Here is a 26,422-nt window from a genome sequence, read left to right on the forward strand (position 1 = left end):
CGTGCGGGGGCCGCCGCTCGACCACGGATCCACCCGGCCGTGGAAGCCCCGAGAACCGACCGAGGAACGAATGACACCGCACGTGCGCGCGGCGGCGCCCGACGACGTCCCGGCCGCCGCCGAGGCGCTCGCCGACGCCTTCGCCGACTACCCGTGGACCCGGTGGACGGTCGACGCCGACGGCCACGGAGATCGGCTCCGGGCGCTGCACCACCTCTACCTGTCCGCCGTCGCTGTGCCCTTCGGCCACGTCGACCTCGGGGAGGCGGGGCAGGAACTCGTGGGCATCGCGGTCTGGGTGCCCAGCACCGGTGTCCCGGACGGGGTGTGGGCGCACGTCGGCCCAACCGCCGCGGAGCTGGCCGGGCACCGGGCGGCAGCCGCCGCCGAGGCCGAGGAGGAGCTGGCCGGCCGCCGACCGAGGGAGCCGCACCTGACCCTGGCCAGCCTGGGCGTCGTGCCGCACCGGCAAGGGCAGGGTGTCGGTGCAGCGCTGCTGGCCCCCGGGCTCGGTCGCGCCGACCGGGACGAGCTGCCGGTGTGGCTGGAGACGAGCGCCGAGCGCAACGTGCGGTTCTACCGCCGCCTCGGCTTCGCGTTGACCGACGTCGTCGACCTGCCCCGCGGTGGCCCGCGCACCTGGCTGATGCTCCGCAGGCCTGGAACGACGACCGCCGATCGGACGGCAACCGTGGCGGTCGGGCGCCGGGCGGAGAGCGCCCCGTGACCGGGATCCTGATCGTGCTCGTCGTGCTCTGCCAGATCGGGTTCTGGTGCCTGTTCGGCGCCGGCCTGGTGGCTCGGTACGTGATGCTTGGACCTCCGCTCGGGGAGCACGGCGAGCGCCGCGCACGGGCTCGCCGCCGCGGAGATCGGCTTCTCGGTCGCCTTCGGTTCGACGACACTGCGGTGGGCTGACCAGCGCTTCGCCCCACCACTTCGCCGCCGGCCCGCCACCGCGGCGCGTGTCACCCCAGGCGGTCGAGGACCTCCTGCAGGATCGGTGGGCCCAGCAGCACCACGTCGGGGACCGGTTGCAGCGCCCACGGCGCCGGCTCGGTGCCCTGCGCCTGCGCGGCCATCCGGGCGAACTGGCGCTCGAAGCCGGCAGGCGTGCACACGAGCAGGTACCGCGCCGGGGCGTCCCGGCGGTTGGCGAGTGCGTGAGCGGTGCCCCGCGGGGCGAAGGCCAGTTGCCCCGCGGTCCGGGCGAGGAGCACCTCGCCGACGCGGAAGACGAGCTCGCCGTCCAGCACGTAGAAGGTCTCGTCGAAGTCGTGGCGGTGCAGCGGTGGTCCAGCGCTGAGGGCAGGGACGGTGTTCTCCACGACGGACACGTGGCCGTCGCTGTCCTCGGCTCGCAGGAGGACGGCGCTGCGGAGGTCGGTGGGCATGGGATTCCTCTCGAGGTCGACGGTGGGCCGCACTCCTCGGCGCCGGCGGGTCCGGGAACGGGACGGGGTCGCCTGTCACATCGCCGCGGTCGGCGCCGTCACAGCACTGACGGTCCGCGGCGGGAGGATGTGACAGGTGAGTGAGGACCCGGCGCGCGCGGAGCTGGCGCTGGCGGAACGGTTCCAGGCGCACCGCGCCCACCTGCGGTCGGTGGCGCACCGGATCCTCGGTTCCACCGACGAGGCCGACGACGCCGTCCAGGAGGCGTGGCTGCGCCTGCAGCGCAACGGGTCCGCCGACGTGGACAACCTCGGTGGCTGGCTGACCACCGTCGTCGGCCGGTTGTGCCTCGACGTGCTGCGCCGCCGGAGCGCGCGCCCCGAGGAGTCGCTCGAGCTCCACCTGCAGGATCCCGAGGGCGGCCCCGAGCCCGAGCGTGAGGCGGTGCTGGCTGACTCCGTCGGCCGTGCGCTGCTCGTCGTGCTGGACACGCTGACCCCGCCCGAGCGGATCGCGTTCGTGCTGCACGACCTCTTCGCCGTCCCGTTCGGCGAGGTCGCGGCGGTCCTCGACCGCAGTCCCGCCGCCGTACGCCAGCTGGCCAGCCGCGCCCGGCGGCGGGTGCAGGGTGCAGCGCCGGACGGCGGGGGCGCATCGGCCGCCGGGCGCCGCCAGGAGGTGGTGCAGGCGTTCCTCGTCGCCGCGCGCGGGGGTGACCTCGCCGGACTGCTGGCCGTCCTCGACCCGGACGTCGTGCTCCGGGCGGACGCTGCCGTTCCCGCGCTCGGCGGGGTCGAGCGGCTCGACGGTGGGGAGGCGGTCGCCGGTGCCTTCCTCGGCAGGACGCGGGCTGCGCGTGCCGCGCTGCTCGACGGAGCCGCCGGCGCGGTGTTCGTGTCGGACGGCAGGCTGACCGGGGCACTGGAGTTCGTCGTGACGGGCGGCCGGATCGCCGCCGTCGAGGTCGTCTCCGACCCCGTCGTCCTCGGCGGCCTCGACGTCGTGCTGCTCGAGACCTGAACCCGTCGACCGACACCGCAGCGCCCCGCGGCACCTCGGTGTCTATTGACAATCGATAGGTAAACGTCGAAACTCGATGTCCAGCCGACTCGATGAACGGCATCGATCGGTCGACCGTCGGGGCCTCCCGACCGGCTGCGCCGTCCGCTCCCGAGGGAGGCGGCCGCACCGGCCCGCACCACGACGGACGGGGACAGGGGAGTGGTGCGTGGAGAGCGTCGACGTGCTGGTCGTGGGAGCCGGTCTGGCCGGGTTGCACACGGCCACCCTGCTGGCCGAACGGGGCCACGACGTGCTGCTGGCCGAGCGGCGCCCCACCCTCACCGGCGCGATCCGCACCACGGGGATCTTCGTCCGGAAGACCCTCGACGACTTCCCGCTGCCGCCCGCGTGCCTCGGGCCGCCGATCCGCCGGGTGGTGCTCTACCCGCCGGGTCTGCGCCGCCCGGTCATCCTCGACAGCGCACGCGACGAGTACCGGGTGGGCGACATGGCGCCCCTCTACGGAACGGCGGCCCGGCGCGCCGCCGACGCCGGGGTCCGCATCGAGTTCGGCACCCGCTACGCCGGCCGTCGGCACGGCACGTTCCTCCTGGAACGGCCGGACGGGCCGACCCAGGTGCGGGCGCGGTTCGTCGTCGGTGCCGACGGCGCCCGCTCGCGGGTCGCCCGCGACCTCGGTCTCGACCGCAACGAGCACCTGCTGGTCGGGGCCGAGGAGGTCTTCACGGTGCCGGGCAGCGAGGAGCCGCCGGCGTTCCACTGCGTGCTCGACCCCTCGCTGGCCCCCGGCTACCTGGCCTGGGTGGTCAACGACGGCCGGCACGCGCACGTCGGTGTGGCCGGCTATGCCGACCGCTTCCCCGAGGGCATGCGCCGGGCCCTGGAGCGGTTCGCCTCGACGGCGCCGGGGCTGCCCGGCGTCGACCGGCCGCGCGAGGTGGAGCGGCGCGGGGGACCGATCCCCGTCGGGGGCCTGCTGCGCCGCATCGGCTGTGCCGACGGGCTGCTCGTGGGGGACGCGGCCGGCGCCGTCTCCCCGCTCACCGCGGGCGGCCTCGACCCGTGCCTGCGGCTGTCGCAGCACGCCGCCGCCGTGCTCGACGACGCCCTGCGCAGCGGGCGGCCGGATCCGCTGGCCTCCTACGACGGAGCCACCCTGCGGGCCCGCTTCCGCGGGCGGCTCGTGCTGCGCCGCGGGCTGGCCCAGGTGCGCACCCCCGCCGTCGCGACGGCGGCGTTCGCGGCGTTGCGGACGCCGGTCGGGCGGGCCGCCGCCCGCCGGGTCCTCTTCGGCGACCGGTCCTTCCCCGCACCCTGACGGGCCCCCCGGTGCCAGACTCACCGGGTGTCGTCGCACCGGCTCGTGTTGATCCGCCATGCCGAGGCCGCCTCCGGTCCGGTCGACCTGGAGCGACCGCTGACCGCGCAGGGCGAGCGGCGGGCCGGGGCGATCGGGACCTGGCTGGAGCGGGCCGGGCTGGTGCCGGACCGGGTGCTCGTGTCCCCGGCACGGCGCGCGGTGCAGACCTGGGCGCGGGCGGCCGGCGTCCTGACGTCGGCACCGCAGCCGGCCGTCGACCAGCGGATCCACGACAACACCGTCGAGGCGCTGCTCGCGGCCGTGCGGGAGACGCCCGAGGACGTCGGCACCCTCGTCGTCGTCGGGCACAACCCGGCGGTGGGGGAGTTGGCGAGCGTGCTCGACGACGGGCGCGGCGTCGAGGGGTTCCCGGCCGGCGGGGTCGCGGTGTTCGACCTCCCCGGGGCCTTCTCCGACGTCGCCCCGGGCCCGGCGACGCTGCGCGACCTCACCGTCCCGGAGGGCTGACCACCGGCCGGCGGGCCGCCCTCGAGCAGCCTTGACACGTGGTCTGGAGCACTCCAGCCTCCTCGGTCAAGCGCTCGACCGGGACGTCGCAGGCCGGGCGACCACGACGTCGCGGTCGGCACCTCGAGCGGGCCGGTCGCGGCGCGGACCGCCCCGAGCAGAGAGGTCTCCCGATGGCACTGGACAACCCCTTCTACACGCCCGAGGTCCAGGGGGCGTACGAGCTGCACAGCCTGGGCGAGTTCCGGCTCGACGAGGGCGGGGTCATCCCCGACCTGCAGCTCGCCGTCGCCACCCACGGCACGCTCAACGACGCCAAGGACAACGCGATCCTCATCCCGACCTGGTTCTCCGGGACCCACCAGACGTGGGAACTGGTCTACATCGGGCCGGGCCGGGCGCTGGACCCCGAGAAGTACTTCATCGTCGTGGTCAACCAGATCGGCAACGGGCTGTCGACCTCGCCGCACAACGCCGACGGGCCCAACAGCGCGATCGCCATGTCGCAGTTCCCGAAGGTGCACATCGGGGACGACGTGCGCGCCCAGGAGCAGCTGCTCCGCGAGGTGTTCGGCATCGAGCGGCTGCACGCCGTCGTCGGCGCCTCCATGGGGGCCCAGCAGGCCTGGGAGTGGGCCGTCCGGTTCCCCGAGAAGGTGCAGCGGGTGGCGCCGATCGCCGGCACCGCGCAGAACACCCCACACGACTTCCTGTTCACGCAGACGCTGCTCGACGTGATCACCGACGACCCGGGCTGGAACGGTGGGGAGTACGAGTCGAACGTCGACGTCGCCCGCGGTCTCGCCCGGCACGCGGACCTGTGGGCGGTGATGGGCCTGTCCACCGAGTTCTGGAAGACCGAGTTCTGGCGCGGGGTCGAGCTGCCGGACGTCACCTGGGACGACGAGTTCGAGTTCAGGGACCGGTTCATCCGCGCGGTGTTCAGCGCGATGGACCCGAACTCGCTGCTCGTCCAGGGCTGGAAGTGGCAGAGGGGCGACGTCTGCCGGAGGGACGCGAGCGACCTCCCGGCGGCGCTGGGGAAGATCACGGCCAAGGTGTTCGCGATGCCCATCGACGAGGACATGTTCTTCCCGGTCCGCGACGTCCGGGCCGAGCAGGAGCTCGTGCCCGGCAGCGAGCTGCGCGTCCTGCACTCGGTCGCCGGCCACTTCGGGCTGTTCGGCTTCGAGGAGTCCTACCTCAAGGAGGTCGACGACAACCTCACCGAACTGCTGACGACGCCGGTCTGACCGGCGGGCGGACGGCCGCGGGACCCGCGGCCGTCCCGCCTCCCGGGCGCCGCCGAGCTCCGCTCCGAGGGGCCGGCGCCGCCGGATCCGGTTAGCGTGCGGCCGTGACCACCGACGACGGCATGTGGGTCTCCATCGACTACACGGTGGCCTGGGCCCCGACGACCACCTTCAGCCGCGTCTACCACCTCGAGCAGCAGGAACCCCGTGAGGTCACCCGGTGGGTGAGCGAGGGGATCGCGAAGGTGGGGGAGTCCGAGCACCCGTGGCTGCTGGTCGACGCCTGGCGGATGATCCGCGTCGACCAGGTCGTCGCGTTCGGGGTGCGCCAGCTGCCCGGCGAGCCGACCGAGAAGCCGCCCTACGGGTTCGGCGGCCCCGAGTTCGACAGCTGACCCACCGTGGGGTGCGTCACCCGCCCGCCGAGCGGGTAGCCGCCGGTACCGCAGTGTCCAGCGCGGATCCGGCGACGAGGGAGTGCGAGCGATGACCACCAAGGTCGAGAAGTCGATCCAGGTCGACGTACCGGTGAGCACGGCTTACAACCAGTGGACCCAGTTCGAGGACTTCCCCCACTTCATGGGCGGGGTGAGGGAGGTCCGCCAGCTCGACGACCAGCGGCTGCACTGGGTCGCGGAGATCGCCGGGGTGCGGCGGGAGTGGGAGGCCGCGATCCTCGAGCAGGTGCCGGACCAGAAGGTCGCCTGGGCCGCGACGGGCGGCGCGACCAACGCCGGCGCGGTCCGCTTCGAGCCCGCCGGCCCGGGTTCGACGATCGTGTACCTGGAGTTGGAGTACGAGCCCGAGGGCCTCGTGGAGCAGGTGGGCGACAAGCTGGGCATCGTGGGACGCCAGGTCACGAGTGACCTGGAGAGGTTCAAGGCGCTGATCGAGGACCAGGGCTACGAGAGCGGTGCCTGGCGGGGCTCGGTGAACGAGCACCTCGACGTCGGTACGCCAGGTACCGATGCCGCCTTCGGCTCGCACGGAGACAGCGGTAAGGCCGGGGTCTCCGCGAAGAGCGTCATCGCCGGCGCGGCAGCCGTGGCCGGTGCGGCGGCGGGCGTCGCCGCGGCCGCGTCGACGCGCGGCGGGAGCGCGGAGCAACCCGATGAGGTCGGCCAGCCGCAGGAGGTCGCGGTCGTCCCGCAGCCCCCGCCGGACGTCGTGCGGACCGAGGTGCTGGTCGAGGAGTCCGACCCCGAGGGCTACACCACCCGGTCGTCGACGGAAGGTGTCGAGCGGGGCGTCACCGGGACCGACGACGACCCGATGATCGGGGGCGGCAGCCGCTGATCCACCCGTGGTCGGTGGAGGCGGAGCGCCGTCGCCTCCACCGACCGGCGGTCAGGTGCCGCAGAAGGTTCGGTAGGTGCCGAAGTCCTGCGGGGCCGGCGCGGCGTAGCGCGCCAGGCCGGGGCGCTCCTCGAAGGGGTCGGTCACCGCCTCGACGAGCCGGCCGAGCGGGTCGAGGTCGCCGTCGGTCGCGGCGGCGAGCGCCTCCTCGACCAGGTGGTTGCGGGGGATGTAGAGCGGGTTGACCCGGTCCATCGCGTCGGCGTCCGGACCCAGGGCGCGCCAGCGCTCCAGCCAGCCGTCGAACCCGGCGAGGTCGAGGAACAACAGGCGGGCGGGCTCGGCGTCCCCGCGGGCGGCGGCGCCGAGCGTGCGGAAGAACGACGTCCAGTCGACGTGGTCGGCCTGCAGCAGGGGCAGCAGGTCGTCGGCCAGGGCGGCCGCGACCTCGTCGTCCAGACCCTCGGGCAGGCCGAGCTTGGCCCGCATCCCCGCCGTCCAGGCGGCGTCGTACGCCGGGCGGAACGTGCCGAGTGACTCCGTCGCCAGCGCGACCGCCTGCTCGTGGTCGTCGGAGAACAGGGGGAGGAGGGCCTCGGCGAAGCGGGCCAGGTTCCACTCGGCGGCCAGCGGCTGGTTGCCGTAGGCGTAGCGCCCGCCGTGGTCGATCGAGCTGTACACCGTCGCCGGGTCGAAGGCCTCCATGAAGGCGCACGGCCCGTAGTCGATCGTCTCGCCGGAGATCGTCATGTTGTCGGTGTTCATCACGCCGTGGATGAACCCCAGGAGCATCCACTGCGCGACCAGCGACGCCTGGGCCGCGACGACGGCCTCGAACAGCGCACGGTGGGGGTGCTCGGCGTCCGCGGCGGCGGGGTGGTGGCGGCTGATCGCCGCGTCGGCGAGGCGGCGCAGCAGGTCGGCGTCCCCGGTGACGCGGGCGTACTGGAAGCTCCCCACGCGCAGGTGGCTGCTGGCGACCCGGGCGAGCACCGCGCCCGGCAGCACGGTCTCGCGGCGGACCGGACGGCCGGTCGCGACGACGGCGAGGGACCGGGTCGTCGGGACGCCGAGGGCCTGCATCGCCTCGCTGACGACGTACTCCCGCAGCATCGGCCCCACCACGGCCAGGCCGTCGGCGCCGCCCCGCGCGAACGGCGTCCGTCCGGAGCCCTTGAGGTGGAGGTCGCGCAGGCGGCCCCCGGTGTCGACGAGCTCGCCGAGCAGCAGGGCGCGCCCGTCGCCCAGCCGCGGGTTGAACCCACCGAACTGGTGGCCGGCGTAGGCCTGCGCGACCGGGGTGGCGCCCTCGGGCACCTGGTTGCCGACCAGCAGCCGCACGCCCTCGGGGGTGCGCAGCCAGGCCGCGTCGAGGCCGAGCTCGACGGCCAGGGCCTCGTTGAGGACCAGCAGCCGCGGGTCGCGCGCCTCCTCGGCCTGCCACGGGACGGCCATCTCGGAGAACTCGCGGGCGAAGCGGTCGTCGAGGGGGACCGTCGGCGTCGGGGCGATGCTCACGCCCTCGACGGTACGTGCGACGCCGGGATCCGGCGCTCCGTCGCACCCCCGGGACGGCGCAACTGTTCGCGACACTCCTGGCCGCCCGGAAGGGAGCGCGCTCATGGACGTCGGCGCGGACACCCTGCAGAAGGCCCTGCAGGTCAACCTCGACCCCCGCTGGTACGGCACGATCGCCGAGATCGGCGCCGGCCAGGAGGTCGCCCGCTGGTTCTTCCGGGCCGGCGGGGCGGCGGGCACCGTCGCCAAGACGATGTCGGCCTACGACATGGCGGTCAGCGACGCGGTGTACGGGAAGGCCGACCGCTACGTCTCCAAGGGCCGGCTGCAGGCGATGCTCGACCACGAGTTCCAGCTCGACCTGGACCGGCTCGGGGAGGCCCGCGGCGACGAGACGGCGTTCTTCGCCTTCGCCGACACCGTGGTGGCGCGCAGCTACCGCGGGGGGAACGAGTGCCACGGCTGGATGGGCGTGAAGTTCCAGTCCCACCCGCGCGACGAGCCGAGCCAGGTCGTGCTCCACGTCCGGATGCTGGACGACGAGGCCGCGCTGCAGCAGGAGGCCCTCGGCATCGTCGGGGTCAACCTGCTGCACGCGGCGTTCTTCCAGCACCACCAGCCGGAGGCCATGGTCGAGAGCCTGCTCGACCGGCTCACCACCGGCCGCATCGAGATCGACATGATCGAGTTCACCGGCATCGAGTTCCGCGCCGTCGACAACCGGCTCATGGCGCTCACGCTCGTCCAGCTCGGCCTCAGCGGCGCGGCCATGTTCGGCCCGGACCGGCGGGTGCTGCAGCCGAGTGAGGTCCTGCGGAAGAAGGCGATCCTCGTCGAGCGCGGCAGCTTCCGCCCGCCGACGGTGGTCAACATCGACATGCTCGAGGCGGCCCGCGCGGCGTTCGAGACCGACCCCGCGGTCGCCGGTCGCGACATCCTCCTGCTCACCGAGCTGACCATGGCCAACCTCCGCGCCGGCGGGGACGTCGTCGACCGGCGGGACTTCCTCGCCCGCGCCGACCTGCTCGCCGCCTGCGGGATGACGGTGCTCATCTCCGACTACGTCGCCTACCACCGGCTGGCCGCCTACCTCGCCTGGCGCACCGACGGCCGCATCGGGATGGTCATGGGGGTCCCGAGCCTCGCCGACCTCTTCCACGAGGAGAACCACGCCGCCTTGCCCGGCGGGATCCTCGAGAGCTTCGGCCGGCTGTTCAAGAACGACCTGAAGCTCTTCGTCTACCCGATGCTGCGCAACGGCGAGGTCGTCACCGTCGACACCCTCCCCGTCGACGACGACCTCCAGCCGCTCTACGACTACCTCCACCGGCGCGGCAGCTTCGTCGCGCTCACCAACTACAAACCCGACTACCTGCCGATCCTCAGCCGCGACGTCCTGCGGCGGATCCCCACCGACGACCGGACGTGGACGTCGATGGTGCCGCCCGAGGTGAGCGAGCTGATCACGCGGCGCGGCTTCTTCGGCTACCAGCGGGACCGCTGACGCCGGCCATCGCCGGCACCGTTCAGCGGCGTGCCTCGGACGGCGAGCACCCGTACTTCCGGCGGTAGGCGGCGGCGAACCGGCTCGCGCTGGAGAACCCCCAGCGGGCGGCGACGTCGCTGACGGTGGGGGCGGGAACCGCCAGCAGGTCGGCGTGGGCGCGCCGCAGCCGGACGTCGACCAGGTACTCCGTCGGCGTGCAGTCCAGCCACTGGCGGAAGCCCTCCTGCAGCCGCCGGACGCCGGTGCCGGCCAGCGCGGCCATCTCGCCGGCGGTCCAGGGACGGGCGGGGTCCTCGCGGAGGGCGTCCACGACCCGCTTGACGGTGCGCGGCTGGGCCGCACCGCGGCCGTCGGGCGGGCAGCCGGTGAGCAGGAAGCCCGCGGTGAGAGCGCCGGCGAGCTGGTCGCGCACCAGGCTGCTGTCCCCGAACAGGTCCGGTGAGCGCAGGTGGGCCGACAGGCCGGTGACCAGCTGCCGCCACGCCAGCCCCTGCCCGGAGTTGAGGTCCAGCTGGTCGGGGAGGGTCGCCCGCGTGGTCGCGCGGTCGGCGCCGAGGACGCGCTCGGCCTCGCGCTCGAGCCACGCCCGGTCGAACTTGACCCCGAGGACGGTGCAGGTCGCGTCCCAGTGGCTGATCAGCGACGGGGTGTCGGCCCGGAAGACCGTCGCCTGCCCGGGCACCGACGTCACGGGGCTGTGCCGGCCGCGGCTCTCGAGGTGCCCGGTCAGGGGCATGTTGACCTCGTAGGCGCCGGGGTAGTCGCACTCGACGGCGACGTCGGCGCCCCAGCCCACGTGCCCGATCAGCACGTGCCCGAGGTCGAGGGTGCGCAGCGTCAGCCGGGGGTGGGAGGCACCGCCCACCAGCCGCAGCTGGTGCGGGAAGTAGGCCTCGGCCACGACGCGGGAGGCCGCGCCCCAGTCGGAGGGGCCGGGACGCCGCCGTCCGGACATGCGCCGCAGGGTACCTGCGACCGGCGTCACACATCGCCGCGCGATCGGTACCGGGACCGCGCTTCCTGTGTCGCAGGTCACCAGCGGCCTCCCTACCTTTCCCGATCGACCGCGGCCCACCAGTGGCAGCCGAGGAAGACCGGAGGGACCCCATGACGACCGTCCAGCAGCCCGCCACCGCCACCCTGCAGCGCGACCTGTCCTGGCTCGACGAGGTCACGATGACCCAGCTGGAGCGCAACCCCTACCCGGTCTACGAGCGGCTCCGCGCCGAGGCGCCGCTGGCCTACGTGCCGGTGCTCGGCTCCTACGTCGCCTCCACCGCCGAGGTGTGCCGGGAGATCGCGACCAGCCCCGACTTCGAGGGCGTCATCACCCCGGCCGGCGGCCGCACCTTCGGCCACCCCGCGATCATCGGCGTCAACGGCGACGTCCACGCCGACCTGCGCTCCATGGTCGAGCCGGCCCTGCAGCCGGTGGAGGTCGACCGGTGGATCGACGACCTGGTGCGGCCGATCGCCCGCGGCTTCCTCGAGCAGTTCGAGGACGACGGCCGCGCGGAGCTGGTCGCGCAGTTCTGCGAGCCGGTCAGCGTCCGTGCCCTCGGCGACCTGCTGGGTCTCAAGGACGTGTCGTCGGACACGCTGCGCGACTGGTTCCACAAGCTGAACCGCTCGTTCACCAACGCCGCCATGGACGAGAACGGCGAGTTCGCCAACCCCGAGGGCTTCGCCGAGGGCGACGCCGCCAAGGCCGAGATCCGCGCGACCGTCGACCCGCTCATCGACCGCTGGACCGTCGAGCCCGACGACAGCGCCATCTCGCACTGGCTGCACGACGGCATGCCGCCCGGTCAGACCCGGGACCGCGAGTACATCTACCCGACGATCTACGTCTACCTGCTCGGCGCGATGCAGGAGCCCGGCCACGGCATGGCCTCGACCCTCGTCGGGCTGTTCAGCCGGCCCGAGCAGATGGAGGAGGTCGTCGACGACCCGACGCTGATCCCGCGGGCCGTCTCCGAGGGCATGCGGTGGACCTCGCCGATCTGGTCGGCCACCGCCCGCATCTCCACCAGGCCGGTCACCGTCGCGGGCGTGGACCTCCCGGCGGGGACGCCGGTGATCCTGTCCTACGGGTCGGCCAACCACGACACGGGCGTCTACGAGGCGCCGACCGCCTACGACCTGCACCGGCCCCCGCTGCCGCACCTGGCCTTCGGCGCCGGCAACCACGCCTGCGCGGGCATCTACTTCGCCAACCACGTGATGCGCATCGGCCTCGAGGAGTTGTTCGAGTCCATCCCGGTCATGGAGCGCGACACCACCGAGGGCGTCGAGTTCTGGGGCTGGGGCTTCCGCGGCCCGACGAGCCTGCACGTCACCTGGGAGGTCTGAGGTGACGACGACCGGGACGACGACGTGGTCGCTCACCGTCGGCGACCGCCGCGTCGAGTGCGCCCCAGACCAGACGGTGCTCGACGCGTTCCTCCGGGCCGGGGTGTGGATGCCCAACTCCTGCAACCAGGGCACCTGCGGCACCTGCAAGCTGCGCGTCCTCGACGGCGAGGTCGACCACCGCGACTCGCCGCCGGACACCCTGACCGCCGAGGAGCGGCAGGCCGGGATGGCGCTGGCCTGCCAGGCCACCCCGCGCGGGGACGCCGTGGTGAGCGCACCGGCCGGTGACGGCGACGTCCGCGGCACGCACGCCCTGCGCGACCTGGTGGCGACCGTCCGCGCCGTCGAGGACGTCGCCCGCGACACCCGCCGCGTGCTGCTCGGCCTGGACGAGCCGCTGGCCTTCTCCGCCGGTCAGTACGTCGAGCTGGTCGTGCCGGGCGGCGGCGTGCGGCGCCAGTACTCGCTGGCCAACACGCCGGAGGAGGACAAGGTGCTCGAGCTGCACGTGCGGCGGGTGCCGGGCGGCGTGGCCAGCGACGCCTGGCTGTTCGGGTCGGTGCAGGTCGGGGACCGGGTGGAGCTGACCGGGCCGCTCGGGGACTTCGCCCTGCCCGACGAGGCCGACGACCAGGGCGAACCCATGGCCTGCATCGCCGGCGGTACCGGCCTGGCCCCGTTGGTCGGGATCGTGCGGACGGCGCTGCAGCGGCGGCCCGAGCGCGAGATCGTGCTCTACCACGGTGTCCGCGCCGCCGAGGACCTCTACGACGTCGACCGGCTGACCGAGCTCGCGGCGGCCCACCCCGGCTTCCGGTTCGTGCCGGTGCTGTCGGACGAGCCGGACCCCGGGGCGCACCGCACCGGCTTCCCGACCGACGCGTTCGTCGAGGACCTCGCCAGCGCCAAGGGCTGGTCGGGCTGGCTGTGCGGTCCGCCGCCGATGGTGGAGGCCGGGGTCAAGGCGTTCAAGCGTCGCCGCATGGCGCCCCGCCAGATCCACCGCGAGAAGTTCACCCCCGCCGACGCGCTGGGCGCCGAGCCGCCGGAGGGGTGAGGGTGTCGACGGGCCGGTGCGGTCGGGGCACCGTGGTCGGAGCCGGCACCGAGGAACCTCGGGACGTGGACTCCGAATCCGTCCGGGCGACGCTGCAGCGCCACTTCGACCTGGCCCGCACCGACGCGGACGCCGCCCACGAGGTGTACGCCGAGGACGCCGTCCTGGAGTTCTCGCAGTCGGGCGAGCGGTTCGAGGGGGTCGCCAGCTTCCGCGAGTGGCGGCGGATCCACCCATCGCGGTCGACGTCGAGATCGACCGGGAGCTGAGGTCCGCGCCCTGGCCGCAGGATCACTCGCAGGCGACGCCGTCGCCGTCCCGGTCCAGCTTCGGGGCGTAGCCGGGGCTCCCGCGGTACAGCGGGGCAGCCCCTGCGGCCCGGGCCGCGTCGCAGTTGGCGAAGGCGCCCGACGGCGCGGGAGCCGGAGCCGGAGCGGGTGCGGGAGCCGGAGCGGGTGCGGGAGCCGGAGCGGGTGCGGGGCGAGGAGCAGGTGCCGGTGCGGGCACGACCACCGGGGCGCGCGGGGCAGCCGTCGTGGTCACAGGAGCCGGAGCGGGCGAGGGCGACGGGGTGGGTGAGGGCAGCGGCGCGACCACGCCGCCGGGCAGCGGCTCGTCGGGGCAGGAGCTCAGCACGGTGGCGATGGCGTTCTTCTCCGCCTGGGTCATCCAGAGCCCGTAGCCGACCTTGACCGCCACCTGCCGGGCCACGTAGGCGCAACGGTAGGACCGGTGGGGCGGCAGCCAGGTGGCGGCGTCGCCGTCCCCCTTCTGCATGTTCAGCGGGCCGTCGACGGCCAGCAGGTTCAGCGGGTCGTTGGCGAACGCGGTGCGGCGGGCGGGGTCCCAGCCCTGCGCGCCCTTCTGCCAGGCGTCGGACAGGGCGACGACGTGGTCGATCTGCACGGCGGCGCTGGTCGACTCACCGCGCTGGAAGGCGATGCCGCGACCGGAGTACGGGTCGGCCAGCGAGCCGGTGAGGACCACGCAGTTGCGCGTGCCCGGCTTGAACGCCTCGCCGGTCAGGTCGCGGGCCAGGACGTCGTTGCGGGTGTCGCAGCCGTTGCGGTCGGTGTCGACCCAGCCGGAGCCGAACAGGTCCCGGTCGTAGCCGGTCCGCGGTGCGCGGCCCCGCACCTCCACCGCGGCGAGGGCGGCCAGTGCCGAGGTCCGCGCCGCCCCGGTGACGGCGGCCTGCGCGGCCTCGTCGCTGAGCAGGCCGGTCACCGGGCTGGTCGCGGCGCTGCTCGGCGTGACCTCCGCGGTCTCCGTGTCGAGCAGGGCTCGCTCCGCGGCGGCGATCCGGTCCTCGGCCGGGGTGGGCGAGGCGGTCGCGGACGGGGTGGCCGTCGGTGTCGAGGCGGCCGACGCCGACGTCGTGGTCGGCGTGCCGGCAGCACCGGCGACGAGCGCGACCACGCCCGCGGCGGCCACCACGCCGGCCACCCTGCGGCTGGCGATGAACGCCCACCGGGCCCGGCCGGTGATGGCCGCACCCCCGCCGAGCAGCAGGGCCACCAGACCGGCCATCAGCAGACCGCCGGCGACGCCGTTGGTGGCGGCCCCCGCGGCGACGAACAGCAGGGCCACGGCGGCGGCCACCACGAGGACGACCCGGCGCACAGGCCAGGACGGACGACTGGTCACGAGCTTCCCCCCGAACGGAACCGCGGAGGTCGCAAGCTACGGCCGGGAGGGCGGTCGTCCGCGGGAAGTGGCCCGGGGCACGCCCGCAGTCGACCACCGCCGTCACTCGAGGCACACCAGCCGCGCGGCGGACGACGGTGCCGCGGCCCGGCCCGATCGGGCACCCTCCCCGTCATGAGCGACGCCGCCCGCACCGCCCTGACCGTCTTCTGCTACTGCGTGGCGGCCCTCGCGCAGCTGGCGGCGATCGCGCTCCTCGTCGCGGAGGGGCGGCGGACCGGTGCCGCCCTGCGCCGCTGGGCCGCCGCCGACCCGGGGCCGGTCGCGGTGACGGGGCCCGCCGGGACCACCGCCGTGACCGGCCCGCCCCCGCCGTCCGGGGCGACCGCCGTGACGGGGCCGCGCCCGTCGCCGTCCCTGCCGGCCGTGGACGGTCGCAGCGTGGACGGGCGCGGCGCGGACCGGGTCGCCCTCGTGGACCCGCTGCTGGGCAACCGGTTCGACCGCACCGGCGCCGTCGTCCTCCTGGCCGCCGGGGTCGTCGTCGGCACGATCGGCCACCTCCTCAGCCTCTGAGCGCGGCCGGCAGGGCATCCCCGGAGTGCGCGAACCAGGGGCGGATCGGGGCGTTCCCCGATGGTGTCCGGCACCCCGTCGCGGCGAGGCTCGTGCCATGACATCAGCCGTTCCCCCCACCCCGCCGCCGGTCGACCAGCCCTGGACCCAGCCGCCCGTCCGCACCCTCCGCCGCAGCGGCACCGACCGGATGGTCGGCGGCGTCAGCGGCGGGCTCGCCGAGTACACCGGCATCGACGCCGTGCTGTGGCGGGCCGCGTTCGTCCTCGTGACCCTGGCCGGCGGTGCCGGCGTCCTCGTCTACCTGCTGCTGTGGGTGCTGATGCCGGCCGGACCGTTGCCCGCCGGCCAGGTGCCCGGGCCGCTCGACCAGCTCGCGATGCGCCTCCACGACGCGGTGACCAGCCGGACGTCGGCGTCGCGCAGCTGAGCCGGGCCGGCGGGCGGAGCGCGCGGTCCGCCGCGCGCCCCGCCGGTCCCGGCGGCCCGCGACGGTGGCACCCTTCCCGTGCAGACGGGCGCCGGCATCGAGGGGCGGCGGGGCCATGACCGAGGAAGCCGTGCGGGCGGTGCTGGAGCACTACCTGAGCCACAGCGCGGCCGGCGACGAGCAGGCCGCGAGCACCATCTACCGCGCGGACGCCGTGCTGGAGTTCCCGCAGTCGGGGGAGCGGTTCGAGGGCGTCGACCACTTCCTGCCGTGGCGCCGCGAGTACCCGGCGCAGGTGGAGTACGAGCTGGACCGCATCCGCGGCGCGGACGACGTGTGGATCGCCGAGCTCCGCATCCGCTACGACGGCGGGCCATGGCAGCACGCCGTCGACGTCCTCGAGTTCGACGGCGACCTGGTCCGCTACGAGTCGATCTACGTCGCCGAGGGCTGGCCCGCGCCGGACTGGCGGGCACCCTGGCGGGCGGCGCCCCCGCGGTCGGCCGAGCCGGACGGAACGGAGCCGGCCTGAGCCGGGCGGGCGGTGCACCCCGCGAATCGCGGTCGGAGCAGCGCCTGGCTACGGTTGCCAGAGCCACAGTGCCCTCACCGTTCGTGGAGCAGCGGTGTCCCGGGTCCGGGTGGGCGGTGGCGGTCGCCGGAGGCAGGAAGGCGGCGTGCACGGAACCCACCCGCACGGGGGAGCGGAGGTGCTGATGTCCATCCACGAACGTCGCCGGCGCACGCACACCGTCGGCACGACGGTCACGAGCGCCGTCGCCGGCTCCGTCGCGGCCGGCTGACCCGCCGCGCGACGGACTCCCTCCCGAGGACACGCATGGACATCCCCGCGATGCGGGCCTGCTTCGCCAAGGCCGCGGCGGCCGGCGACGAGGCCCCCCTGTACTTCTACTCGCACCTGTTCCTGACCCATCCCGAGACCCGGGCGCTGTTCCCCGTCTCGATGGCGCACCAGCGCGACCGGCTCTTCCAGGCCCTCGGCGAGGTCATGGCCCGGGTCGACGACCTCGAGGCACTCGTGCCGATCCTCCAGGAGCTCGGCCGCGACCACCGCAAGTTCGGGACCGTCGCCGCGCACTACCCGGCCGTCGGCGCCAGCCTGCTCGCGACGCTCCAGCACTTCGACCGCGAGTGGGACGACCGGCTCGCCGGGGACTGGACGGCGGCCTACGAGCTGATCGCGAAGGTCATGATCGAGGCCGCCGACGCCGCCGCCGACCAGCCCGCGTGGTGGGACGCCGAGGTCGTCGAGCACGAGCGGCGCACCCTCGACGTCGCCGTCCTGCGGGTGCGGGCGCTCACCGAGTACCCCTACCGCGCCGGCCAGTCGATCTCGCTGGAGTCCGACGCCCGGCCCAAGCTGTGGCGCTACTACTCGCCGGCCAACGCCCCGCGCCCGGACGGGCTCATGGAGCTGCACGTCAAGGCGCGCGACGGCGGCCCCGTCAGCACTGCCCTCGTGCGCCGCGTCGGGGTGGGCGACACGCTGCACCTGGGCCCGCCGATGGGGCACATCGCCTTCGACGAGGAGTCCGACCGAGACCTGCTGCTGGTCGCCGGTGGCACGGGCCTGGCCCCGCTGAAGGCCGTCGTCGACCAGGTCGCCCGCCACGGCCCGCCGCGCCGCGTCGACCTCTACGTCGGGGCGCGGGCCGAGATGTACGTCTACGACCGGGCCGACCTCGAGCGCCTGGACCAGGAGCACCCCTGGCTGACGGTGACCTTCGCCGTCTCAGAGGACAAGGAGTCCACGCTCGAGCAGGGCGACGTCGGCGAGGTCGTCCTGCGGCACGGGCCGTGGACCAGCCGGGACGTGTACGTCGCGGGCCCGGCCGCCATGGTCGAGGACACGACCTCCCGGCTCCTGCAGCACGGGGTGCGGCGGGAGCGCATCCGCAGCGAGGTGTTCGCCCCGAGCCGCCTGGGGCCCAGTCTTGACGGAGAGGTGACCGAATGACCACCGGCGAGTACGGGCCCGGGGACGCCGAGCGGCGGCTGACCCCGGCCGACGTCCAGAACGTGCGCTTCTCGCGGGCGCCCATGCTGCACCCGGGCTACAGCGATGCGGAGGTCGACCGGTTCCTCGTGCGGACGGCGGGGGAGCTGGCCCGCCTGCACGCGGAGAACGCCGACCTGCACGACCACGTGGAGCACCTGCAGCAGCAGGTGCGTGAGCAGCAGGAGCAGCTCGCCCGCGCGGCCGCCGTGGAGCCGCCGAGCGAGCAGGCTGTCCGCATCATCGCCACCGCGCAGCAGACGGCGGACAGCTACGTGGCCGAGGCCGAGGACTTCAGCCGGCAGATGACCACCGACGCCCGCGCCCAGTACGAGGAGCAGGTGCGCCGGGCGCGGGAGAACGCCGGCGCGATCATCCAGGCCGCGCAGGAGGCCGCGGCGCGGATGGTCGCCGGCGGGCAGCCCGCGGCCGCGGTCGAGGGGGACGGCGAGCGCGCCACCACCCAGGACCTCGAGGAGCAGGTGGCCTACCTCAAGGCGTTCGCGCAGGCCTGCCGCGTGCAGCTGCGCTCCTACCTGGAGGCGCTGCTCACCGACGTCGAGACGGAGTGGGGACGCGCCGACCCGGCGTCCCTCCAGCAGCTCCCGCTGCGGACGCCGGCCCAGCGACCGGCCGTTCCCGCGGGGCCGAACGTCGCCCGGGAGGTGCCGCCGGACGACAGCACCAGCGAGAACCCGGCCGTCGGCGGGAACTCCGAGGTCACCACGCGCCGCCGGAGCTGAGCCGGCGCGGGGTCAGCCCGCGACGGGGGGCTGGGCCTCCGGCTCCTCGGTCAGCTGCCACGGGCGGACGACGGTGACCAGCACGGCGATCGCCACCAGCAGGGCGCCGACGATGACCGTCCCCATCGCGGCGGCGTCGTTGCCCAGGACGCCGACGAGCGGGGCGACGGAGGCGCCGACCCCGAACTGGACGGCGCCCAGCAGCGCCGCGGCCGACCCGGCCGCCTCGCCATGGCGGGCCAGCGCGAGCGCGGGGGCGTTGGGCAGCGCGAGCCCGCCGGCGAACAGCACCGCCCACAGCGGCACCACCACGCCGGGCAGCCCACCGGTGCCGGTGGCGGCCAGCACGAGCAGGACGGCGCCGGCGACGGTCCCGGTGACCACACCGGCGACCAGGATCTGGGCCGGCGACCAGCGGCGCAGCGCGACCGGGTTGAGCTGGGTGGCCGCGATGAGCCAGAACGCCCCCGCCCCGAACAGCAGGCCGAACTGCTGCTCGTCGAGGCCGAACTCGCGCTGGTAGACGAACGAGGAGCCGGACACGTAGCTGAACAGCCCGGCCATCGTCAGCCCGGCGACCAGCACCAGGCCCACGTACGTGCGGTCGCGCAGCAGCCCCCGGTAGGTCCGGAGCGTGCCGCGGACGCCGGCGCTGCTGCGCCGCTGCGGCGGCAGCGTCTCCCGCAGCACGACCGTCCCGACGGCCAGCAGCAGCACGCCGTAGAGCGCGAGCAGCACGAAGATGCCCCGCCACGAGGTGAACCGCAGGACCTCGCCGCCGATCGTCGGCGCCAGCACCGGGGCGGCCCCGAGCACCAGGAACAGCCGGGACAGCATCGTGGCCGCGGCCCGGCCCGTGAGCAGGTCGCGGACGACGGCCATCGCGATCACCGCGCCGGCCGCGCTGCCCACGCCCTGGAACACCCGCAGCGCCCCCAGGACGGCGACGTTCGGCGCCACGAGCACCAGCAGGGAGGCCACCACGTAGAGGGCGGTCCCGGCCAGCAGCGGGCGGCGCCGGCCCAGCGCGTCCGAGAGCGGCCCGAGCACCAGCTGGCCCAGAGCCAGGCCGATGAGGGTGCCGGTCAGCGTCAGCTGGATCGTCGCCGACGTCGTCCCCAGGTCGGCGGTGATCGTCGGCAGCGCCGGCAGGTACATGTCGATGGTCAGCGGCCCGACGGCGACGAACGCGCCGAGGACCAGCGTGAACAGGGCCTGCCGCCGCGGCCCCATCGCGGGCGCGGCGGTGCTGGGTGTGGACGGCGCGGTCGTCGTGGTGGTCAACGGGTCCCCCGGCTCGGACGGTTGCGGATGAGGCCCTCGTCGGCCACGTACGTCGGCTGGCAAGGCGGTGCGCCCGCCGTTCATTCCGGGGGCGCCGCACCCGGCGTGTCGAACCGGTCACGTGCGCGAGGATGGGCGCCCACCAGCGCCGACGTCCGCGAGGAGACCGCCGTGACCATGCCCCCAGGAGCGCCGCCGACCGGAGACCAGCCGCCGGCCCCGATGGTCGTGCCGCAGTTCTTCGTCAAGCAGCGGATCACGGTCATGGTCAACCGCTACGAGCTGGTCGCGGCCAACCCCGACGGGTCCGAGGGGCACGTGCTGGCCTTCGCCGAGCAGAAGCGGATGAAGCTCAAGGAGGAGGTGGTCTTCTACGCCGACGCGAGCAAGAGCCGCCCGGTGTTCTCCTTCAAGGCCCGGCAGCGGCTCGACGTCCACGCCGAGCACGACGTCTTCGACGAGTACGGCCGGGCGCTCGGCACCTTCAGCAAGCAGTTCGGCGCTAGCCTGCTGCGTTCGACCTGGACGCTGTGGGCCCCCGGGGTCCAGGCGGTGGGCCAGGAGCGGCGGATGAGCATCGCGATCCTGCGCCGGGTCTGGGACCTCATCCCGTACGTCGGCGACGTGTGGGTGCCCTTCGTCTTCCACTTCGACTTCGTCGACACCGCCACCGGGGCTCCGGTGATGGTCAGCGAGCGCCAGAAGGCCATCCGAGACCGCTACCTCGTGACCGTCCCCGACCCGCGCCTGGACTTCCGCGTCGCCGCCGCGATGGCCGTGGCCCTGGACGCGCTGCAGAGCCGGTGAGCCGGGTGCGGACGGTTGACCGTGTGACGGCCATCACCTAGGTTGCCCTGCGGACGTACCGTCCGGAAACCGCACCTGCGTACGGATGCCGCACACTTCGGCTCCCCGCTGGGCTCTCCTTGGAGGACCGTTGCGCACATCGACCAGGGCCCGCGCCACCTCGCTCGCGGCCGCGCTCGCGCTGATGCTGACCGCCTGCGGCGGGGACTCCGGGGAGGAGGGCTCCGGGGGGGAGGGCGGCTCGGCGTCCGGCACCCAGACCGTCCAGGTCGGGATCATCCCGGTCAGTGACGTGGCGATCCTGCACCTCGGCCAGGACCAGGGCTTCTTCGCCGACCGGGGGATCGAGCTGGAGTTCAACCTCGGCCAGGGCGGCGCCGCGCTGGTCCCCGCGGTGGTCACCGGCGAGTACCAGTTCGGGTTCAGCGGCATCGTCTCGATCCTGCAGGCGCGCGAGCAGGGCCTCCCGGTCACCGCCATCGCGCCGACGTCGTGGAGCAACGGCGAGGAGGGCCAGCACATCAACGCCCTGATGGCCAGCGACCCCGCGATCCAGGACGCCGGCGACCTGGAGGGCAAGACCGTCGCCCTCAACATCCTCAACAGCCAGGTCGAGACGCTGGCCCGCAACTCGATCGAGGTGGCGGGCGGCAACCCCGACAACGTCAACTTCGTCGAGATGTCCCTGCCCGACGCCGTCACGGCGCTCGGCAGCAACCAGGTCCAGTCCTTCGTCTGCGGCGAGCCGTTCTGCACCCTGGCCCAGGACGCCGGGGCGCGGGTCATCGCGGACAACTGGCTGGACCTGGTGCCCGACGGCATCGGCCTGTCCGGGGTCTACTTCTCCACGACCGACCAGATCGAGGCCGACCCGGAGCTGTTCGAGAACATCCAGGCCGGGATCCTCGAGTCACTCGACTACGCGCAGGCCCACCCCGACGAGTGGCGGGCGCAGATCCCCGAGTACACCGAGATCGACCCCGCGCTGGTGGAGCGGCTGACCATGCCGCTGTTCAAGTCCGACCTGACCGAGGAGGAGTTCCGGGCGGCGCCGGAGAAGGCCCGCGAGTACGCGATCCTCGACCAGGACGTCCCCGCCATCGAGGACTTCTTCTGGGAGTCGCAGAACATCGTCCCCTGACGCTCCACCCGGCGCGGGCGGCGGCTCCGGCCACCGCCCGCGCCGGCGCGTCCCCACCCCGTCCTCGGGCCGCCCTCGGACGCCCCCCGCCCGGCTTCCGCCGGCCGGGAGCGGCCCTGACGCCGGGCCGGCGGCGCCCCGGACTCGGTCTCCCGCCGATCCGAGGAGAGCGCCGACGATGACGTCGACCCAGGCGCCGGAGCAGGTCCCCGCCGTGCAGGCCGAACTGAGCTACCCGGCGGAGGGGTCGACCGTCCTGCGCCGGTTCACCGCACCCGGGCACAGCGTGAACACCGGGCGGTACGAGACGCACGTCGTCCCGATCCCCAACGGCCGCCCCGTGCAGGAGCGCTTCACCGTCGAGGCCAACGGCTTCCGGATCGCCCGCCACGAGAGCGCAGGCCACCGTGCCCCGCCACAGCATCGAGTTCCGCACCTTCGCGTTCTTCGAGTAGGCGCCCTCACGCCAGGTCCAGCGGCGGGGTGTGCGGGTAGCGGACGGTGAACCGGCCCGACACCCGCTCCGCGCCCCGGTACCCGTGGTGGTCCGGCGCCGGCCCCACGGGGCGCCCGGCCGGCAGCAGGCTGCGGTGCTCCAGGTGGTCGAACACCGCCAGCGGGGACGGCGAGACGTCCAGCGCGCGCAGGGAGTCGGCCACCGGGTGGTCGCCCAGCCGCAGCGCACCCGCACCCCCACCGAAGGCCACCCGCAGCCGGCCGGCCATCGGGACGACCGTCTCCAGCAGCCGGCCGCCCAGCGTGGTGTACATGACCGCCGGCCGCCGATCGGGGAGCACCGGCCCCCGGCCGCGGACGGCGAGCTCGAGCACCGTCCTCCCGCCCTCGGCCACCGTCACCCGGCGCACCGTCCGCTGCTCGGCGAAGTCCATGTCGGCCACGAACTTCGGGAAGCCCCACAGCGTGGCCCCGGCGTCCCGGGCCTCGACCGTGGTGACCGGCAGGTGCAGCACGAACAGCGCGAGCCGCCGGCGGGCCAGCGGTACCACCGGGGGCGCCGGCCCGTGGGTCACCACGACGGCGACCGCCACCTCCCCGTAGGGTGCGAGGTGGCCCGCGGGGACGTCGGTGGTGGTGACCGCGCGGTACCGGAACGCCGCCACCGACAGCAGGGCCCGGCCGTCGGCCCAGCGCACCGGCCGCAGGCCGTCCCCGGGCAGGGCGGCGACGACGGCCTCGTACGAGGCGGTGTGCACGGCGGCGAAGCAGGCGTTGTCCGGGTAGCGCAGCGGCAGGGTCAGCGACCGGTCGCCCACGCGCACCTGCGGTGTCGGGCCCGCCCAGGCGTCGGGGTCGCAGGTGCGCACGGTGCCTCCCTCGGGCCGGCCGGTCCCAGGCTGGCGGTCCGCCGCGGGCGCCGTCCAGGGAGCGCGTGCGGCGACCCCGGGCGTGTCGCCGACAGTCCGGGCAGGCTCACCGGGAGTGGTCACCGGGCGGCGGTGGCCGACGTCCGGCCAGGAGGCGGCCCGGTGCCCGACACCGTGTTCTACGTCAACGCGCACGCCGACGACGCCCTCTTCTTCCGCGGGGAGGGGCTGTACACCGACATGCACACGCCGGAGGTCAAGACCGTCCAGGTGCTGGTGACCGCCGGGGACGCCGGGCGCACCGACGGCTGGTGGGAGACGCGGGAGACCGCCTGCCTGGAGGCCATGGCCGGCACGCTCACCCCCGGCCCGGTCACCTCGGCGCGCGTCACGGTCAACGGGCACCGGGTGCAGCGGTACACCGCCCCCACCTGGGTCGTCTACGCCCTGCGCCTGCCCGACGGCAACCTGGACGGCAACGGGTTCCCGGCCACCGGCAACCGGTCCCTCACCAAGCTGCGCAACGGGACGATCGGCTCGATGCCGGCCGTCGACGGCTCCACCACCTACAACGGGTGGGGCGACCTGGTGGCCACCCTCCGCGCGATCGTCACCGCCCAGCGGGGGACGACGGTGCGCCCGTGGGTCAACGCGCCCGACCCCGACCGGGCCACCAGCCCCGGCGACCACCCCGACCACTGGGCCACCGGCGAGGCGGTCCGGGACTTCGCCGCCGCGGCGGGCCTCAACCGGCTGTGGTGGGTCTCCTACGACACCCAGAACCGCCCCGTGAACCTCGCCGGGTACGCCCTGGACATCAAGTGGTTCCCGGTCCGGCTCCACGGCTGGGCGACCGACGACCTGATGGGCGTCCCGCCCAACGCGCAGGAGTGGGCCTGGTGGGGCGCGCGCAGCTACGCGCGGGAGGAGACCGGCTGAGCCGCCCGGTCCCGCGCCAGCCACGCGGTGAGCTCCGCGGCGGGCACGGGGCGCTGGTGGAGGTACCCCTGGACGGCGGTGATCCCGGCCCGTTCCACGAACCGCTGCTGCTCGACGTCCTCCACGCCCTCGGCCACCGACTCCAGCCCCAGCCGGTGCGCCATCTGGGCGATCGCCTCCAGCACCGCCTGGTCGGCGACCTCGGTGGCCGCGCCGGCGACGAAGGACTTGTCGATCTTCACGACGTCCACCGGCAGGCTGCGCAGGGTGGTCAGCGCCGAGTAGCCGGTGCCGAAGTCGTCCACCGCCAGCCCGACCCCCAGCCCGGCGAGGACGTCGAGGGTGAGCTGCACCGACGGCGCGTCCAGCACCGTGGACTCGGTGATCTCGACCAGCAGCTGCTTGGGGGCCAGCGCGTGCGCGGCCAAGCACTCCCGGACGACGGTGACGAAGTGCGGGTGGGCCAGCTGGGACGGGGACGCGTTGACGTGCAGCGACACCCGCTGCCCGCCGTCCTCCCAGGAGGCGGCGTCCGCGCACGCCCGGCGGAGCACCTGTTCGCCGATGCGGTTGACGAGGCCGGTGCGCTCGGCGACGTCGAGGAAGTGCTCGGGTCCGAGCAGCCCGCGGGTCGGGTGCGCCCACCGCACCAGCGCCTCCACGGCGGTGCACCGGCCGTCGCGGGTGGCGACGATCGGCTGGTAGTGCACGACGAACTCGCCCCGGGTCGCCGCGGTGTGCAGCTCGGCCTCCAGCGCCGCCGTCCCGTCCGCGTCGAGCAGGGCGGGGGAGAAGGTCTGCACGCGGTTCTTGCCCGCGGCCTTCGCCGCGTACATCGCGATGTCGGCCTGCTGCACGGCCTCGGTCTCGGACACCCCCGGGCGCAGCACGGCCAGGCCGACGCTGGCGCCGATCTGGGTGAGCCGGCCGTCCAGGCGCGTCGGCGCCGACAGCAGCTCGACCAGGCGCCGGCCGATCCGCTCGGCCTCGTCCTGCTCGGCCCCGCGCAGCAGGACGCCGAACTCGTCGCCGCCGAGGCGGGCGCAGAGGTCCTGGCTGCGCAGGGCGCCCGAGACGCGGGTGGCCACGTGCTGCAGCAGACGGTCGCCGGCGGCGTGCCCGAGCCCGTCGTTGACCACCTTGAAGTCGTCGAGGTCGAGGAAGACCACCCAGGTGTCACCGCAGCGGTCCGCGGCCGCGGAGCGGAGGGCGGCGGTGAAGGCCGACCGGTTGGCCAGCCCGGTCAGCGCGTCGGTGCGCGCCTGCACCTCGAGGTCGCGGTGCGCCTGGCTGGTGCGCATGGCCAGGACCACCTGGTTGTTCAGGGACCGGACCGCGGTGATGGCCTCGGCCGGGACGCCGTCCGGTGAGCCCAGCAGCATGAAGTGTCCCGGTGCGGGTGGCAGCGGCATGCACAGCCACTGGCGGCCGAACCCCGCAGCCGACCTCAGCGCGAGGGGCGCGGGGATCTCGTAGGTCTCGTTGGGCACGTCGCCCGCGGGCAGGACCTCCCGCGGCAGGCGGAGCAGCAGCCGGTCCAGCCCGCCGGTCTGGGCCGCGACCCGCACCAGGTCGGTGCCGTCGTCGTCGGCGAGGAGCAGCGCACGCAGCCCCGGCGTCATCCGGCAGATCTCCTCGACGGCCGCCCAGCCGTGACGCCGGATCTGCATGAGGTCGACGACGCCGAGCAGGTTGTTCCCCAGGTCGAACAGTGCCTGGTCCCGGCCGCGGGTCTGCTCGCGGGCGAACAGGACGAGGGCCAGGTGCCGCGCCCCGACCCCGCTCAGGAGCAGGACCACGAGGGCGGTTCCGACGAACCGCGGATCGGTGGTGGAGAAGTGGCCGGGCAGGGCCCGGGCGACGGCGTTGGTGGCCAGCAGCGCCGCGCTCAGCGTCAGTGCGTACCCGACGACCGGCCGCGTGCGGCCGTACATCACCCGGAACCACACGGCCGGGAAGGCGGCCCCGAAGCCGACGACCGGCGCCGGGCAGGCGAGGGTGAAGGCGACGAGGGCCAGCACCTCGACCACGTCGCGCAGGGGCGTGGCCGTCTGGGTCCGGTAGCGGCGGGACCACGCCAGCAGCAGCGTCGGCGCGCTGACGGCCACCAGCGCCACCCGCCACGAGCCGGCGCCGGCCAGGGCCGCCGGCGTCGTCACCAGCAGGGAGCACGTCGCGATCCCGCAGAACAGCCAGCGGGTGCGCTGCACCAGGTCGGTGGGCCGGGCCACGAGCCGCCGCGCGCGTCGCCACAGCGGCGCGGCAGCGGTGCTGGTCATGG

28 protein-coding genes are annotated in these 26,422 nt (G+C 74.6%); 21 read left to right on the forward strand and 7 right to left on the reverse strand.

The window, feature by feature from the left end:
• Window positions 1-70 precede the first annotated feature (70 nt).
• Window positions 71-727, forward strand: coding sequence for a GNAT family N-acetyltransferase (locus tag ACI784_RS04990; RefSeq protein WP_457012675.1), 657 nt, complete (start codon window positions 71-73; stop codon window positions 725-727).
• Window positions 724-918: a hypothetical protein gene (locus ACI784_RS04995; protein WP_457012677.1), complete on the forward strand. Its 195-nt coding sequence runs from the start codon at window positions 724-726 to the stop codon at window positions 916-918. Before ACI784_RS04990 ends, ACI784_RS04995 begins: the two co-directional genes overlap by 4 nt.
• Window positions 919-968: 50 nt before the next feature.
• Here the strand turns inward: ACI784_RS04995 and ACI784_RS05000 are convergent, their stop codons facing one another.
• Window positions 969-1,394 (reverse strand): cupin domain-containing protein, encoded by a 426-nt coding sequence (locus ACI784_RS05000; protein WP_457012678.1) that lies wholly within the window; start codon window positions 1,392-1,394, stop codon window positions 969-971.
• Between the two features lie 136 nt (window positions 1,395-1,530).
• On the opposite strand from ACI784_RS05000, the gene ACI784_RS05005 reads away from it, so the two are divergent.
• From ACI784_RS05005 to ACI784_RS05030, 6 genes are all read left to right on the forward strand, one after another.
• Entirely contained in the window at window positions 1,531-2,415 is an 885-nt protein-coding gene (locus ACI784_RS05005; RefSeq protein ID WP_457012679.1) for a sigma-70 family RNA polymerase sigma factor, read from the forward strand.
• 208 nt (window positions 2,416-2,623) lie between these two features.
• Window positions 2,624-3,736, forward strand: a complete 1,113-nt coding sequence (locus ACI784_RS05010; RefSeq protein ID WP_456921761.1) for an NAD(P)/FAD-dependent oxidoreductase — start codon at window positions 2,624-2,626, stop codon at window positions 3,734-3,736.
• A 27-nt stretch (window positions 3,737-3,763) separates the two neighbouring features.
• Complete coding sequence (locus ACI784_RS05015; RefSeq protein ID WP_457012680.1) at window positions 3,764-4,246, forward strand: SixA phosphatase family protein; 483 nt, start codon at window positions 3,764-3,766, stop codon at window positions 4,244-4,246.
• Between the two features lie 173 nt (window positions 4,247-4,419).
• A complete protein-coding gene (locus ACI784_RS05020) occupies window positions 4,420-5,499 on the forward strand; it encodes an alpha/beta fold hydrolase (protein ID WP_457012681.1) in 1,080 nt (359 codons plus the stop codon).
• A gap of 104 nt (window positions 5,500-5,603) precedes the next feature.
• Window positions 5,604-5,894 (forward strand): hypothetical protein, encoded by a 291-nt coding sequence (locus ACI784_RS05025; RefSeq protein WP_456921764.1) that lies wholly within the window; start codon window positions 5,604-5,606, stop codon window positions 5,892-5,894.
• A 91-nt stretch (window positions 5,895-5,985) separates the two neighbouring features.
• Window positions 5,986-6,795, forward strand: a complete 810-nt coding sequence (locus tag ACI784_RS05030) for an SRPBCC family protein (RefSeq protein ID WP_457012682.1) — start codon at window positions 5,986-5,988, stop codon at window positions 6,793-6,795.
• Window positions 6,796-6,846: 51 nt separating this feature from the next.
• Here the strand turns inward: ACI784_RS05030 and ACI784_RS05035 are convergent, their stop codons facing one another.
• Entirely contained in the window at window positions 6,847-8,313 is a 1,467-nt protein-coding gene (locus ACI784_RS05035) for a protein adenylyltransferase SelO (protein ID WP_457012683.1), read from the reverse strand.
• Between the two features lie 103 nt (window positions 8,314-8,416).
• Between ACI784_RS05035 and ACI784_RS05040 the strand changes: the two genes are divergently transcribed.
• Window positions 8,417-9,817 (forward strand): TonB-dependent receptor, encoded by a 1,401-nt coding sequence (locus ACI784_RS05040; RefSeq protein ID WP_456921767.1) that lies wholly within the window; start codon window positions 8,417-8,419, stop codon window positions 9,815-9,817.
• A gap of 22 nt (window positions 9,818-9,839) precedes the next feature.
• Here ACI784_RS05040 and ACI784_RS05045 read toward each other — a convergent pair whose 3' ends face one another.
• Window positions 9,840-10,775 carry an AraC family transcriptional regulator gene (locus ACI784_RS05045; protein WP_456921768.1) on the reverse strand — a complete coding sequence of 312 codons (936 nt, stop codon included), beginning with the start codon at window positions 10,773-10,775 and terminating at the stop codon, window positions 9,840-9,842.
• 152 nt (window positions 10,776-10,927) lie between these two features.
• Here ACI784_RS05045 and ACI784_RS05050 point away from each other — a divergent pair, with 152 nt between their 5' ends.
• From ACI784_RS05050 to ACI784_RS05060, 3 genes are all read left to right on the forward strand, one after another.
• On the forward strand, window positions 10,928-12,172 hold the full coding sequence (locus tag ACI784_RS05050) for a cytochrome P450 (RefSeq protein WP_457012684.1): 1,245 nt from the start codon (window positions 10,928-10,930) through the stop codon (window positions 12,170-12,172).
• Window position 12,173: 1 nt separating this feature from the next.
• Window positions 12,174-13,232 (forward strand): 2Fe-2S iron-sulfur cluster-binding protein, encoded by a 1,059-nt coding sequence (locus tag ACI784_RS05055; protein WP_457012685.1) that lies wholly within the window; start codon window positions 12,174-12,176, stop codon window positions 13,230-13,232.
• 65 nt (window positions 13,233-13,297) lie between these two features.
• Window positions 13,298-13,501, forward strand: a complete 204-nt coding sequence (locus ACI784_RS05060; RefSeq protein ID WP_457012686.1) for a hypothetical protein — start codon at window positions 13,298-13,300, stop codon at window positions 13,499-13,501.
• A gap of 22 nt (window positions 13,502-13,523) precedes the next feature.
• Here the strand turns inward: ACI784_RS05060 and ACI784_RS05065 are convergent, their stop codons facing one another.
• Window positions 13,524-14,879, reverse strand: coding sequence for a GmrSD restriction endonuclease domain-containing protein (locus ACI784_RS05065; protein WP_457012687.1), 1,356 nt, complete (start codon window positions 14,877-14,879; stop codon window positions 13,524-13,526).
• 174 nt (window positions 14,880-15,053) lie between these two features.
• Between ACI784_RS05065 and ACI784_RS05070 the strand changes: the two genes are divergently transcribed.
• From ACI784_RS05070 to ACI784_RS05095, 6 genes are all read left to right on the forward strand, one after another.
• Entirely contained in the window at window positions 15,054-15,455 is a 402-nt protein-coding gene (locus tag ACI784_RS05070) for a hypothetical protein (protein WP_456921773.1), read from the forward strand.
• A gap of 97 nt (window positions 15,456-15,552) precedes the next feature.
• Complete coding sequence (locus ACI784_RS05075) at window positions 15,553-15,885, forward strand: PspC domain-containing protein (protein ID WP_457012688.1); 333 nt, start codon at window positions 15,553-15,555, stop codon at window positions 15,883-15,885.
• 115 nt (window positions 15,886-16,000) lie between these two features.
• The gene (locus ACI784_RS05080) at window positions 16,001-16,417 is read left to right on the forward strand and encodes a nuclear transport factor 2 family protein (protein WP_456921775.1); all 417 of its coding nucleotides are present in this window, start codon (window positions 16,001-16,003) and stop codon (window positions 16,415-16,417) included.
• Window positions 16,418-16,562: 145 nt separating this feature from the next.
• A complete protein-coding gene (locus ACI784_RS05085) occupies window positions 16,563-16,688 on the forward strand; it encodes a hypothetical protein (protein WP_457012689.1) in 126 nt (41 codons plus the stop codon).
• Between the two features lie 35 nt (window positions 16,689-16,723).
• On the forward strand, window positions 16,724-17,863 hold the full coding sequence (locus tag ACI784_RS05090) for a globin domain-containing protein (RefSeq protein WP_456921777.1): 1,140 nt from the start codon (window positions 16,724-16,726) through the stop codon (window positions 17,861-17,863).
• Complete coding sequence (locus tag ACI784_RS05095) at window positions 17,860-18,645, forward strand: DivIVA domain-containing protein (RefSeq protein ID WP_457012690.1); 786 nt, start codon at window positions 17,860-17,862, stop codon at window positions 18,643-18,645. The genes ACI784_RS05090 and ACI784_RS05095 overlap by 4 nt, the downstream gene beginning before the upstream one ends.
• Before the next feature lie 12 nt (window positions 18,646-18,657).
• On the opposite strand, the gene ACI784_RS05100 is transcribed toward ACI784_RS05095, so the two are convergent.
• On the reverse strand, window positions 18,658-19,929 hold the full coding sequence (locus ACI784_RS05100) for a multidrug effflux MFS transporter (RefSeq protein ID WP_457012691.1): 1,272 nt from the start codon (window positions 19,927-19,929) through the stop codon (window positions 18,658-18,660).
• 177 nt (window positions 19,930-20,106) lie between these two features.
• On the opposite strand from ACI784_RS05100, the gene ACI784_RS05105 reads away from it, so the two are divergent.
• Window positions 20,107-20,736, forward strand: coding sequence for a hypothetical protein (locus tag ACI784_RS05105; RefSeq protein WP_457012706.1), 630 nt, complete (start codon window positions 20,107-20,109; stop codon window positions 20,734-20,736).
• A gap of 130 nt (window positions 20,737-20,866) precedes the next feature.
• On the forward strand, window positions 20,867-21,877 hold the full coding sequence (locus tag ACI784_RS05110; protein WP_457012693.1) for an ABC transporter substrate-binding protein: 1,011 nt from the start codon (window positions 20,867-20,869) through the stop codon (window positions 21,875-21,877).
• A gap of 461 nt (window positions 21,878-22,338) precedes the next feature.
• On the opposite strand, the gene ACI784_RS05115 is transcribed toward ACI784_RS05110, so the two are convergent.
• Window positions 22,339-23,202: an acetoacetate decarboxylase family protein gene (locus tag ACI784_RS05115; protein WP_457012694.1), complete on the reverse strand. Its 864-nt coding sequence runs from the start codon at window positions 23,200-23,202 to the stop codon at window positions 22,339-22,341.
• A gap of 162 nt (window positions 23,203-23,364) precedes the next feature.
• On the opposite strand from ACI784_RS05115, the gene ACI784_RS05120 reads away from it, so the two are divergent.
• Complete coding sequence (locus ACI784_RS05120) at window positions 23,365-24,141, forward strand: hypothetical protein (RefSeq protein WP_456921782.1); 777 nt, start codon at window positions 23,365-23,367, stop codon at window positions 24,139-24,141.
• On the opposite strand, the gene ACI784_RS05125 is transcribed toward ACI784_RS05120, so the two are convergent.
• Window positions 24,117-26,420, reverse strand: a complete 2,304-nt coding sequence (locus tag ACI784_RS05125) for a putative bifunctional diguanylate cyclase/phosphodiesterase (protein WP_457012695.1) — start codon at window positions 26,418-26,420, stop codon at window positions 24,117-24,119. The genes ACI784_RS05120 and ACI784_RS05125 overlap by 25 nt on opposite strands.
• Window positions 26,421-26,422: the final 2 nt, after the last annotated feature.

The organism is Geodermatophilus sp. SYSU D01186 (assembly GCF_054050215.1).